The 12,252-nt window shown below is 65.7% G+C and carries 10 protein-coding genes and 2 tRNA genes; 5 read left to right on the plus strand and 7 right to left on the minus strand.

From position 1 onward, the window contains the following. Positions 1-41: 41 nt before the first annotated feature. Together ACIGJD_RS13105 and ACIGJD_RS13110 are read left to right on the plus strand one after the other, a co-directional pair. Entirely contained in the window at positions 42-650 is a 609-nt protein-coding gene (locus ACIGJD_RS13105; protein WP_483686559.1) for a sigma-70 family RNA polymerase sigma factor, read from the plus strand. Positions 651-660: 10 nt separating this feature from the next. After that, positions 661-1,539, plus strand: coding sequence for an anti-sigma factor (locus tag ACIGJD_RS13110; protein WP_483689496.1), 879 nt, complete (start codon positions 661-663; stop codon positions 1,537-1,539). A 69-nt stretch (positions 1,540-1,608) separates the two neighbouring features. Here ACIGJD_RS13110 and ACIGJD_RS13115 read toward each other — a convergent pair whose 3' ends face one another. The 4 genes from ACIGJD_RS13115 to ACIGJD_RS13130 form a co-directional block, all read right to left on the minus strand. Beyond that, a complete protein-coding gene (locus tag ACIGJD_RS13115; protein ID WP_483686560.1) occupies positions 1,609-2,388 on the minus strand; it encodes a PIG-L deacetylase family protein in 780 nt (259 codons plus the stop codon). A gap of 4 nt (positions 2,389-2,392) precedes the next feature. Then, complete coding sequence (locus tag ACIGJD_RS13120) at positions 2,393-3,340, minus strand: electron transfer flavoprotein subunit alpha/FixB family protein (protein ID WP_483686561.1); 948 nt, start codon at positions 3,338-3,340, stop codon at positions 2,393-2,395. A gap of 13 nt (positions 3,341-3,353) precedes the next feature. After that, on the minus strand, positions 3,354-4,145 hold the full coding sequence (locus ACIGJD_RS13125) for an electron transfer flavoprotein subunit beta/FixA family protein (RefSeq protein ID WP_483686562.1): 792 nt from the start codon (positions 4,143-4,145) through the stop codon (positions 3,354-3,356). Positions 4,146-4,383: 238 nt separating this feature from the next. Then, positions 4,384-6,033: a S1C family serine protease gene (locus tag ACIGJD_RS13130; protein ID WP_483686563.1), complete on the minus strand. Its 1,650-nt coding sequence runs from the start codon at positions 6,031-6,033 to the stop codon at positions 4,384-4,386. Between the two features lie 281 nt (positions 6,034-6,314). On the opposite strand from ACIGJD_RS13130, the gene ACIGJD_RS13135 reads away from it, so the two are divergent. The 3 genes from ACIGJD_RS13135 to ACIGJD_RS13145 all read left to right on the plus strand — a co-directional run bounded on the left by ACIGJD_RS13135 (position 6,315) and on the right by ACIGJD_RS13145 (position 10,796). After that, positions 6,315-8,378, plus strand: coding sequence for a TPM domain-containing protein (locus ACIGJD_RS13135; RefSeq protein ID WP_483686564.1), 2,064 nt, complete (start codon positions 6,315-6,317; stop codon positions 8,376-8,378). A gap of 107 nt (positions 8,379-8,485) precedes the next feature. Beyond that, complete coding sequence (locus ACIGJD_RS13140; protein ID WP_483686566.1) at positions 8,486-9,277, plus strand: PspA/IM30 family protein; 792 nt, start codon at positions 8,486-8,488, stop codon at positions 9,275-9,277. Positions 9,278-9,368: 91 nt separating this feature from the next. Continuing rightward, positions 9,369-10,796 (plus strand): cryptochrome/photolyase family protein, encoded by a 1,428-nt coding sequence (locus ACIGJD_RS13145; RefSeq protein ID WP_483686567.1) that lies wholly within the window; start codon positions 9,369-9,371, stop codon positions 10,794-10,796. Positions 10,797-10,820: 24 nt separating this feature from the next. Here ACIGJD_RS13145 and ACIGJD_RS13150 read toward each other — a convergent pair whose 3' ends face one another. The 3 genes from ACIGJD_RS13150 to ACIGJD_RS13160 form a co-directional block, all read right to left on the minus strand. Then, entirely contained in the window at positions 10,821-11,753 is a 933-nt protein-coding gene (locus tag ACIGJD_RS13150; protein WP_483686568.1) for a cytochrome b/b6 domain-containing protein, read from the minus strand. A 138-nt stretch (positions 11,754-11,891) separates the two neighbouring features. After that, a tRNA-Met gene (locus ACIGJD_RS13155) sits at positions 11,892-11,965 on the minus strand. Positions 11,966-12,109: 144 nt separating this feature from the next. Further along, positions 12,110-12,183: transfer RNA gene (locus ACIGJD_RS13160), tRNA-Met, on the minus strand. Positions 12,184-12,252 lie beyond the last annotated feature (69 nt).

Genomic DNA, 12,252 nt, shown 5'->3' on the forward strand with positions numbered 1-12,252 from the left:
CTGCTGAGGATTCGCCGCCCGGAGACTTATGCTTGGACGTAATGGAAACTCCCAACGCGCCGAATTCCGAGGGCTCCGCCGCGGTGACTGACCCACCTGCTGACCTTAGCCAACGCCTCTCGGTCCTGCTGGCGGGCATCGCCCGGGGGGACCAGGCGTCGTTTGCCGAGTTTTACCAGCTGACGTCCCGGCGGGTTTTCGGCATGGCGCGACGCGTCTTGATCGATCCCGAACTCAGCGAGGACACCACCCAGGAGGTCTTCCTCCAGGTCTGGCAGAACGCCGCGAAGTTTGATCCGCAGGCAGGCAGCCCGCTCTCCTGGCTGATGACCATCTCGCACCGGCGGGCCGTGGACAAGGTGCGCTCGTCGCAGTCCTCCACGGACAGGGAAGCCAGGTACGGTGCCAGCACGCAGGACATCGACCACGACACCGTTTCCGATGAAGTGGGCAGCCGGCTGGAAGCGGAAGCTGTGGTCCGCTGCCTGGGGACGCTGACGGAAACACAGCAGGAATCCGTCCGCCTGGCCTACTACGGCGGCCTTACTTACCGTGAGGTGGCCGAACGGCTGAATGCGGCAGTGCCCACTATCAAGTCCCGCATCCGCGACGGACTGATCCGATTGAAGACATGTTTGGGGGTGAGTTGAGATGAGCGGAATGGATGAAGGCCGCAACGGCCGGTCAAGTTCCTTCGGTGACACTGTGGCGATGGATCTTGCCGCAGGCCGTGCCGTGGACCTCGCCGAGCTCTACGCCCTTGACGCGGTCACGGAGCAGGAACGCGATGCCATCGACCGGTACATCTCCACCGCCCCGGAGCCGGAGCGGCTGGCCTTCCTTGCACGCGTCCGGCAGTCCCGGGAGACGCTGGCCCGAACTTTCCGGGCGGAGGAGGAACCGCCGTCGGACCTGTTCGAACGGATCGTCGCCCAGCTTCCTGCCCAACTCCCCAGCCAGGATAAACCGGCAGCAGGCGACGCACCGACGCCGGCCGGAGGCACGCCGCAGGCTTCTTCGCAGGGCACCCCTGCCAGCTCCAGTACACAGGATGAGCTGGCGCAGGCCCGCAAGCGCCGCGAGGAGCGGCGCGGCCCGTCCGGCACCCGGCGTTGGCTGGTGGGCGTTGCGGCAGCAGCGGCCATCGCGCTCGGCGGTGTGGGCGTGGGCGCCTACATGGCCGACCAGAACGATCCCGTCAACCAGGTGGCCAGGGCAAGCGACTTGCGCGAGGCGTCCGTGAACGTTGCCGGCGGCGGCAAGGCCACCCTGCTGATTTCAACATCCGAGGATGCTGCCGTAGTGAAGATGAGCGGCGTACCCGCTCCCCCTGCGGGCAAGGTCTACCAAATGTGGCTGATCCCCAAGGACGGTTCGGCACCGGTGTCGCAGGGGCTGATGGACGAGCAGGCCCTCTCCAAGCCTGCCGTGGTCCAGGGCATCCATTCTGCCGCGTCGCTGGGCATCACGGTCGAGCCGGCCGGCGGGTCCAAGGCCCCCACGCTGCCTACCGTAGCGGCGGCTCCGCTCGGAGCCTGAGGTTCGAGTCCCGGCAACAGGAAAGCGCCCCCGGTTCTTTATGGGAAGAACCGGGGGCGCTTTTCCGTCCTAGAAACCTGCGATGGTGTCAGGCCCGTTGACGGCCACCACGTGGAAGGCTTCCGCACTGCGCCCTTCCTGCAGCCCTGCCCTGGCGGCATTGTGCTGCATTCCCCGGCGGACGGTGGCCTCCATCGCCGCGACGTCGGGGTGCTGGCTGACATGGACGTGGATTGCGGCCAGCTTGGCGTCCACATGGTCCGTGATATCCACGAAGTGGTTTTCCCGTTCCCCGGGCCCCGCGTAGAGCCACAGCCATGGCAGCTTGTAGGCCTCGAGCCCGGCTTCGGCCAGTTCCGGGTAGGCGAAGGGGTTTTCGAGTGCCGGATACACGGCCCGCGTCACCGTTTCCCCCACGGCCAGATGGTCGGGGTGGCTCTTCTGGATCCGCTCCCAGTTCCGTTCCGGATGCATGGCAAGGACGACGTCGGGACGGATCTGGCGGATCAGGCGCACCACCTCCTTCATCACCTCGTGCGACGGCTCGAGGTATCCGTCCCGCTGGTGGAGGTAGTGGATGTCGGTGACGCCGACCAGCTTGGCGGCCCGGCGCTGTTCGGCGTCGCGCATGGCAATGATGTCCGCGCGGTGGGCCGGGTCGAAGCCGCCCGCGTCGCCGTCGGTCATGATGCAGTAGCTGACCTGTACGCCGGCCGCCGTCCAGGCGGCGACGGTTCCTGCAGCGCCAAAGTCGATGTCGTCAGGATGGGCCGCAAAACAGAGCACCCGCTCAACCCGGTGCGTATCCGGGTTGAACGGGCTCCCTGCCTGCGCCGAGGAGGCAGTCAACGAATCAGCCCTTGCGCTTCTTGATCTCAGCGGCGGCCTGCGGCAGGACATCGAAGACGTCGCCGATGATGCCGAAGTCCGCAATCTCGAAGACCGGGGATTCTGCATCCTTGTTGACCGCAATGATGACCTTGGACGTCTGCATGCCGGCCTTCTGCTGGATGGCGCCGGAGATGCCCGCGGAAATGTACAGCTGCGGGGAAACGGTCTTGCCGGTCTGCCCCACCTGGGCGTCATGGCTGATCCAGCCCGCGTCCGTGGCGGCGCGGGAGGCGCCGACAGCTGCTCCAAGGGCATCGGCCAGTTCTTCGACGGGACCGAAGTCGCCGTCCATGCCGCGTCCGCCGGCCACCACGATCCGCGCGTCGGTGAGGTCGGGCCGGCCGCTGGCCACCTTCTGCTGCCGCTCGGTGATGCGGGCCGCTGCGGCTACCGCGGGAACCTCCACCGTGGCAGTCCCGGGAGTTGTGGGGGCAGACGCGGGCTCCGGGGTGACGTTGTTGGCCTTCAGGGTCACTACGGACACGGGGGTGCTGGCCTTGCAGGCGGTGTTGTAGGAACCGGCCAGCACCGATTTGTGCGCAGTGCCGTCCGCGTCCACGGCCACGACGTCGGTGATGACGCCCGCGTTCAACCGGATGCCCACCCGGGCTGCGATCTCCTTACCCTCGGGCGAGTTGTCCAGCAGGACGATGCCAGCACCAGTGGTTTCAGCGGCGGCGGCAACATAGGCGGCCTTCGGTGCCACCAGGAAGTCATCCAGGTCCTGGGCCGACGGGCGCAGGATGCCGCCCACACCGTAATCGGCGAAGGTGGCAGCGACGCCGTCGGAGAGTTCGCCGTTGAGCGCCACTGTGCTCTCACCCAGGGAACGGGCCAGGGTCAGCAGTTCGAGGCTGCTCTTCTTGAGCGACGCGCCGGGGTTGTCGATGAATACGAGTACTTTTGCCATGTCGGTGTCCCTCTTAGAGCAGCTTCTGGGCGGCCAGGAAGTCAACCAGCTTGATGCCGGCGTCGCCCTCGTCGGTGATGATGGTGCCTGCGGTCCTGGGCGGCCGCTGCTCCGCGCTGATCACGCTGGTCCAGGAACCGGCGAAGCCCACCTGCGCTGGCTGCACGCCGATATCGGCCAGGGACAGGGTGGTGATGCTCTTGCGCTTTGCGGCGATGATGCCCTTGAAGTTGGGGTACCGGGGTTCGTTGATCTGGTCCGTGACGGACACGACTGCGGGCAACGGTGACTCCACCGTTTCAGACGATGTGTCGGCGTCGCGGCGGGCGGTCAGGCGGCCGCCGTCCACCTGGAGCGTGGACGCGAACGTGACCTGGGGCAGCCCAAGCCGCTCGGCCAGCTGCGCCGGAACAAGGGAGGTCTCGCCGTCGGTGGAGGCCATGCCCGTGATCACCAGGTCCACGTCGCCCAGGTGCCGAACTGCTGCGGCCAGGGCAAGCGAGGTGGCCGCGGCGTCGGATCCCGCCAAGGCGTCGTCCGTGAGGTGCACGCCTTCGGTGGCGCCCATCTGCAGTGACTTCTTGACTGCGTTGACGGCTCCGGCCGGTCCCATGCTGAGGGCAATGACCTGGTTGCCCGCCTTGCTTCCGCCGCGCGCCTCGGCCAGCTGCAGGGCTGCTTCAAGGGCGTATTCGTCAAGCTCGGACAGAATGCTTTCGTCGCGGTCCGCGGTGTTGCCCGCCCCGTTGAGGTGGCGGTCGAACTGGGCGTCCGGTACATGTTTGACCAGGACTACGATCTTCAATGTCTCTTCCACTGTGTTTACAGCAGCCTTCCATGCTTGTGGACAGCCAGCCGGGTGGGCTTGGCCGCGGAATGCCCGGCAGGCGGGTAGCTCCTAGCTAACCATATCGGCGTGTCCCCGCGCCCTCTTCCATTAACGCCTGTTTCAGCGCCGCTTCCCGGGCAGGGACTGACGACGGCGGCGCCCCCTTTGGTGGGGACGCCGCCGTCGTCATGGCCTGGGTCAGTGCCGTCCTGCCTTAGCTGGCTGCCGCGCCCAGCGTGACATCGAACGTCTGTTCACTGCCGCCGCGCTGCACGGTGATCTTCACCTTGGATCCTGCCGGCTGTTCCCGGACCGCAGCGGTCAACTGGTTCGGCTCGCCGATGGTGAGGTCGTTGAACTTGGTGATGACGTCGCCCGCCTTGATGCCGGCCTTGCCCGCTGCGGAATTGGCATCGACGGTGGCTACGTCGGCGCCAACGGAGAACTCGGAGGCAGCGCCGGAGGTGGTCTTGGCCTTGACGCTGACGCCGAGCTGCCCGTGGGAGGCCTTGCCGCTGTCGATGATTTCCTGTGCCACGCGCTTGGCATGGTTGATCGGGATGCTGAACCCGACGCCGATATTGCCGCTCTGCGAGGTGGAGGTGCCTGAGCCGGCGGACGCGATGGCCACGTTCACGCCGATGATCTCGCCTTTGCTGTTCACCAGGGCGCCGCCGGAGTTGCCGGGATTGATGGCCGCGTCCGTCTGGATCACGTTGATGGCGATGGAACCCTCACTGGAGTTCTGCTGGCTCTGTCCGCCACCCGGAGGTGCGAACTGGAATCCCTGGTCGCCGCCCTGGCTGTTGTCACCGCCCTTGGGCGCTGCCGACGATGCCACGCTGATGGTCCGGTTGAGGGTGGACACGATGCCGTCCGTGACGGTTCCGGTCAGGCCCAGCGGGGAACCGATGGCGATGGCAGTATCCCCCACGTTCAACTTGGAAGAGTCACCAAGGGTGGCAGGGGTGAGGCCGGAGGTGTCGTCCACCTTGATGACGGCGAGGTCGGACAGGGGGTCGGTACCCACCAGCTTTGCCGGCAGGACCTTTCCGTCGCTGGTGCGGATCTCAAGGGTGGCATTGGCGGTCTGGCCGTCCAGGGTCACCACGTGGGTGTTGGTCAGGATGTGCCCTTGGTCATCAAGGACAATGCCGGAACCGGTGCCGCCGGAGCTGCCGCTGGTGGCGCTGATGGTGACCACGCTGGGCGAGGCCTTCACAGCCGCTGCGGTAATGGCGTTGACGTCGTCCTTGTTGTTGACGATGACAGTACCGGGCTGGCTGTTGGTGCCAACGGTCGACGTGCTGGAGGCGTTGTGTCCGGAGAGCTCGCCCGCGCCAACCGTCGCCACTCCGCCGCCCACCAGGCCTGCTGCGAGGATACTGGCCACAAGGGTGCCGATGCCGAACGTTGCTTTCCGGCGCGGGGCGTCCTTGGGGTTGGGCGCCAGGCCGACGCTCCCGTTGGGCGTGCCGTGGCCGGTGCCGTGCATGGGCTGGCCATTCTGGTGCTGCTGCTGGCCGTAGTATCCAGGCTGGCCGTCCTGGTGCTGCTGGCCATAGTTTGCGGGCTGTCCGTAAAAAGGCTGCCGCTGCGGGTAGACGGGGCGTGGTGCGCCCGGCAATTCCTGGGTGTGGTGGTCACCCGCCTGCGGCCGGTCCAGCCGCTCCGTGTTGTTCTGTGGGCCGGGGTTATTTTGGGAGGCCTGGTTGCCTTGAGGGGTGCCGGCTCCGCCGGCGTTCCCATACTGAGTTTCCGACTGGCGGCCGCCAGGCTGTTCCGCGCCCTGCTGGTGCCACGGGTTCCGGCTCTGCGCGCCGTTGTCCTTAGGGACCGGTCCTGGGGTTTGATTCTCAGTCATGAGACTTCCTTTCATCCTCGTCTGCCATTAACTATGAACCGTTCCGCTGGAACAAGCTCGGATGTTTGCTGAGAGCTTCCTGAACGCTTTGAGCAAGGCTCCTTGCCCGCAAGGCGTTTCGCTGGAGGCATATTCGGTCGCATGGACTGCCTGTGGGGTGCACCATAGAATCAAGATGAAATGCCACAGCGACCTGCGGCTTCACACCAAGCGTGGGGGCGCTGCTGGATTCGACGACTGATTCGTCCCGAATCGGTGTCAGGCGTGCTGAAGGGTTGCACATGCGGTCAAAGTTCAAACGTATCCTCGCCGTGATCGGCCTTGCCGGGCTGCTGGCGGTACCCGCCCGCGCCGCATGGGCCGAAGACCCGGTCACCATCCCCTCGGGGACCAACATCGTTGACAACGCCAACGTGCTGGGCAGCCGGAAAGGCGAAGTCCAGGATGCCATCCAGAAGCTGCTGAAGGACCACAAGTACAACCTGTACGTGGTCACGGTGAAGTCGTTCGACAACCCCTCTGACCCGACTGCCTGGAGCCAGGCCGTGGCAAAGACAAAGGGCATGGGCAAGGCCGATGTCATCCTTGCCATCGCCACCGACCAAGGTAAGTACTACTTCTCCCCCAACTCGGCCAGCGCCATTTACTCCAAGCGGAGCAACATCACCCAGAACGCGGTAGTCGCCAATCTCGCCGGCGGCAAAAAGGACTATGCCCAGGCCGCCATCGACACCGCATCCGCCGTGGGCGACGCTGCCGGCGGCGGCAGCGGCAACGTCTCGTCCGGGAACGGAGCCGGCGCCGGTGTCCTGGTGGGCGCAGGCGTGGTGGTGGCCGGTGGCGGGGCCTACCTGTACTACCGGAACCGCCGGAAGAAGGCCGCGGGCCAGGCGGCCTCCAGCGGAAGCTATGGACCCCAGGGTGCCGAGCTGGACCCGCTGGCGTCGCTCAGCGTTGAGGAACTTCGCCGCAAGAGCGGTTCGCTGCTGATCGAGGCCGATGACGCCATCAAGTCCAGCGAGCAGGAACTCGGATTCGCCCAGGCGCAGTACGGGGACGCCGCCGTCGGGAACTTCACCAAGGCCCTGGCGGAAGCGAAGGCCCACATGACGGAGTCCTTTAAGCTGCAGCAGCAGCTCGATGACCACATTCCGGATACGGAAGAACAGCAGCGGACCTGGCTGGGCGAGATCATCCGCCGCTCCGAGGCCGCCCTGGAATCGCTCCAGGAGCAAAAGGCTGACTTTGACTCCCTGCGTGAGTTGGAGAAGAACGCTCCACAGGCCCTCACGGCCGTCAATGCCGGAGCCCGCGAAGCGGACGCCAAGATCTCCAGCGCCGAACAGTCCCTGGCGGCCATGCGGTCCAAGTATGCCGACAGCGCCCTGGTGCAGGTCTCGGACAATATCGTCCAGGCCAAGGAACGCCTGGCCTTTGTGCAGAACGCATCCGAAACCGCGCAGCAAAAGCTCGGTGAGGGCGAAAGCAGCATGGCAGCTGTGGCCGTCCGCGCAGCCGAGGAGAGCCTGCACCAGACCAACGTCCTCCTGGACGCCATCTCCAAGGTAGCCGGCAACCTCGACGAGGCCCGCAACGGGCTCGAAGCCGCAGTTGTGGACACCTCCCAGGACCTGGCCCAGGCAAAGGCCATGATCCAATCCGGCACGCATGCCGAACTCGCAGGACCGGTAGCCGCGGTGGAAGCGGCCCTGGCGCAGGTGAAGACGGAGATCCAAGGCGGGAAGATCGACCCCATCGCCACCCTTCAACGGGTAGAGACGGCCCACCAGTCCCTGGACCAGGCCCTGACCGGCATCCGCAACCAGCAGGAGCAGGCACGGCGCGCCCAGGCATCACTGCAGCAAACCATCATGTCGGCGCAGGCCCAGATCAGCGCCACCTCCGACTACATCACCGCCCGCCGCGGCGGTGTGGGAACCGAGGCGCGCACACGCCTGGCGGAGTCCCAGCGGAACCTCGACTACGCGCTGTCCATCGCGCGGACCGATCCGGTAACCGCACTCACTTACGCCCAGCAGGCCCACGCCCTTGCGGCGCAGGCGGCGCAGCTGGCCCAGGCCGACGTCGAGCACTTCGACGGCTACGCGAACCAGGGGTTCGGGCGCGGGGGCATGTTCGGCGGCGGAGGCGGCGGCGGACTGGGCGGCGCCATTCTGGGCGGCATCCTGATCAACTCCATCCTTAACGGCGGCCACGGCGGCTGGGGCGGCGGAGGTGGCTGGGGCGGCGACGGCGGAGGCGGCTGGGGCGGCGACTCCGGCGGCTTCGGCGGTGGAGACTTTGGCGGCGGCGATTTCGGCGGCGGAGACTCCGGCAGTTTCTAAAGACTTCCGCCGGACACACCGGATGATCCCGGCGGGCGGACAGACGAAGTACACCACTGTGCACCGGTTCCAGTGGTCAACAAAGAGCAGGACGAAAGGCAAACACCATGGTTAAGCAGTCCATTTTCGGCCGGATCGCACAGCTGGCAAAGGCGAACATCAACTCTTTGCTGGACAACGCCGAGGACCCGCAGAAGATGCTGGACCAGATGGTCCGCGACTACACCAACAACATCGCCGAAGCCGAGTCCGCCGTGGCGCAGACCATCGGCAACCTCCGGATGCTGGAAGACGACTACAACGAAGACGTCAAGAACGCGCGCGACTGGGGAAACAAGGCGCTTGCCGCCTCCCGCAAGGCAGACGAGTTCCGTGCGGGCGGCGACGTAGCCGACGCCGAGAAGTTCGACAACCTGGCAAAGGTGGCCCTGCAGCGGCAGATGGCCGCCGAAAGCGAAGCCAAGGGCGCAGAGCCGAGCATTGCCTCCCAGCGCGAGGTAGTGGACAAGCTGAAAACCGGCCTTGACCAGATGAAGAACAAGCTCAACCAGCTGACCAGCAAGCGCAACGAGCTTGTTGCCCGATCCAAGACCGCAGCCGCGCAGACCCAGGTGCACGATGCCATCAAGAGCATCGACATCATGGACCCCACCAGCGAAGTGGGCCGCTTCGAGGAGAAGATCCGCCGCGAAGAGGCCAAGGTCCGTGGCCAGCAGGAGCTTGCAGCCTCCAGCCTGGACGCCCAGTTCAACCAGCTGGAGGACCTGGGTGAGCAGACCGAGATCGAAGCCCGCCTGGCGGCGCTCAAGGCCGGCGGCAATTCCAAGCCTGCCCTGGGTGCAGCAAGCCCGGCGTCGTCAGAATCGACGGTCGACGAGGCAGACTTCGACAAGCTGTAAAGGCCCTGCAGTACGTCGCCAGGTGATACACGGCTATGGCCGGGACCGCGGTCCCGGCCATAGTTGTGTCCGCTGTGTGTAGCGTGGTGCCATGGCTTCTTCCGAAGGAACGTCCCTGGTCTGGTTGCGCGATGATTTGCGGTTGGACGATAACCCCGCACTGTCGGAAGCGGCCGGCCGTGGCTTGCCGCTCACTGTCGTTTACATCCTCGACGATGAGTCCCACGGCGTGCGGCCCCTCGGTGGCGCCGCCCGGTGGTGGCTGCACCATTCCCTGGCAGCACTCTCTGCGGACCTCGAAAGCCGGGGATCGCGCTTGGTACTTCGCCGTGGCCCTGCCGGAGAAACAATCAGGACGCTAGCCATCCAGACGAAGGCAAGCCACTTCTTCTGGAACCGCCGCTACGGGCAGCCGGAACGGACCATCGACGCCGACCTCAAGGAGTGGGCAGGCAGCCACGGGATGCAGGCGTCAAGCTTCCAGGCGAACCTCCTCTTCGAGCCGTGGACCGTCAAGACCGGGGCAGGCGGCCCCTACAAGGTCTATTCGCCGTTCTGGCGGGCCTGCCTCGCGTCACACGACATCCGGGAACCCTTCGAGGCACCGGACACCCTTCCGGAGCCTGCGCCATCGGGACGCGGCCTCCCTGCCAGCGACACGCTCAGCAGCTGGGACCTCCTGCCTTCCTCCCCCGACTGGAGCGGCGGCCTGGCTGCCACCTGGCAGCCCGGGGAATCGGGCGCCCAGCAGCGCCTGGAAGACTTCCTGGACGGTCCCATCGAGGACTACGGAACGGGCAGGAACCTCCCCGGCACCGAAGGCACCAGCCGACTGTCACCGCACCTCCGGTTCGGGGAGGTCAGCCCGTTCCGGGTATGGCGGGAGATCCGGCGCCGGCATCCGCACAAAGTCCCTTCCGACGTCGGTACCTACCGGGCCGAGCTGGGCTGGCGGGAATTCAACTGGCACCTGCTGTACCACAATCCCGATCTAGCCACCCGCAACTTCCGTCCGGCCTTCGATAACTTCCAGTGGGCCCCCGCCAACCGTGAAGAGCTCGCCGCCTGGCAGCAGGGCAACACGGGCTACCCGCTGGTGGATGCCGGGATGCGGCAGTTGTGGCAGACGGGCTGGATGCACAACCGGGTGCGGATGGCCGCCGCATCGTTCCTGGTCAAAAACCTCCTCACCGACTGGCGGATCGGGGAGGAATGGTTCTGGGACACGCTGGTGGATGCGGACGCCGCCAACAACCCCGCCAACTGGCAGTGGGTGGCCGGGTCCGGGGCGGACGCCTCGCCCTACTACCGGATCTTCAATCCCGTCACCCAGAGCAAGAAATTCGACCCCGACGGCAGCTACCTGCGGACCTTCATTCCGGAGCTCCAGGACCTCAAGGGCAAGGGCATCCACGAGCCGTGGACGGTTGAAGCGGAAGGATATCCCAAGCCGCTCGTGGACCTGCCCGAATCGCGGGAACGCGCCCTCGACGCCTACCAGAAGATCAAAAGCGCCTGACCCCTCGCATCGGCCCTGGAGCCGTCAGCGGCTGACCTTGCCCATCAGGGAGGCGATGGGCCGCAGGAAGATGGGGCGGGCAAGGAACCAGGCGGCCACCATAACGGCGACCGAAGCCAGGAACACCCAGAAGCCGAACCAGCCGTCGTCGTCGCTCCCTCCGTACATATGGTTCAGGTTCCGCAGTGCACCGGTGGTAAGCACCAGGAAGACGTGAACCACGATGAAGGCGACAAAGTAGATCATGACCGGGAAGTGGACGGCGCGGGCCCATTCGATGGGGAACGCCTTGTTCAGGCCCGCAGCCTTCCTGGGCCAGGCGCCGGACATCCGCAGGCCCGTGATGAACGCCAGCGGTGCCGCGATGAAGACGGTCACGAAGTAGGCCATCAGCTGCAGCGCGTTGTAATTGATCCAGCCGTCCTCAGTGGGCCAGTCCAGGGAGGCGTACTGCAGTGCGGCCGAGAGCGCGTTGGGGAAAATGTCCCAGCTGGTGGGAACGATGCGCATCCATTGCCCTGTGGCGAACAGCAGGACGGCGAAGATGAGCCCGTTCAGGATCCAGAGGGCATCCAGAGTCAGGTGGAACCAGAGCTCAAGGCTGATCTTGGTGGGCGCGTTCCTGGTGCGGATCAAGCCCTTGTTGTTCCTGGTCCAGTGGCCACTGGGCCGCGTGGTGGTCCGCACCTGCCAGCCGGTACGGATGATCAAGAGCAGGAAGAAAGCGTTGAGGAAGTGCTGCCACGCCAGCCAGGCGGGGAATCCCACGGGGGCGTTGTCTGGCAGTTTCGACTGGCCCGGGTAGTCGGCGACGAAGGAAGCCACCGCCGGAAGCCCCATGAGCAGCTTGGCGATCAGCACCACCAGGACCACGGCCACGAGGACGGCGGGAACCACCCAGTAAAGCCGGGACCGCTTGCCCGTCGCGGCGCCGGGCTTCTTCGTGGGTGTGGCCATCGAACAACATACCTCTCAGGAAGGACAGGGGCTGCCCGCAGATCGCGGGGCCCTTCGAAAGAGAATACTAGGAACTGGGCGCATCCAAGGAAACGGAAAACCCCGGCCGGCGTAACTGCCGGTCGGGGCCTTCATAAGTTGCGGGGACAGGATTTGAACCTGTGACCTCTGGGTTATGAGCCCAGCGAGCTACCGAACTGCTCCACCCCGCGTCGCTTGATCAACACTACCCTACTTTTGGCGCTGCCCGGACCACGGTCTCTGCCTGACGTGAAGTGCCGATGACTCATTCGTGATGGCCAGCGGGCAAAGCAAAAGGCCCGGACATTGTTTCCAATGTCCGGGCCTTTCCTCAGTTGCGGGGACAGGATTTGAACCTGTGACCTCTGGGTTATGAGCCCAGCGAGCTACCGAACTGCTCCACCCCGCGTCGCAAGATCTACTTTACCGGGAGGTGAACCCCAGGCCAAATCGGAGCGGCGTGACGTCCGTTACGCCA

It is taken from the genome of Arthrobacter sp. E1SS-5 (assembly GCF_057073715.1).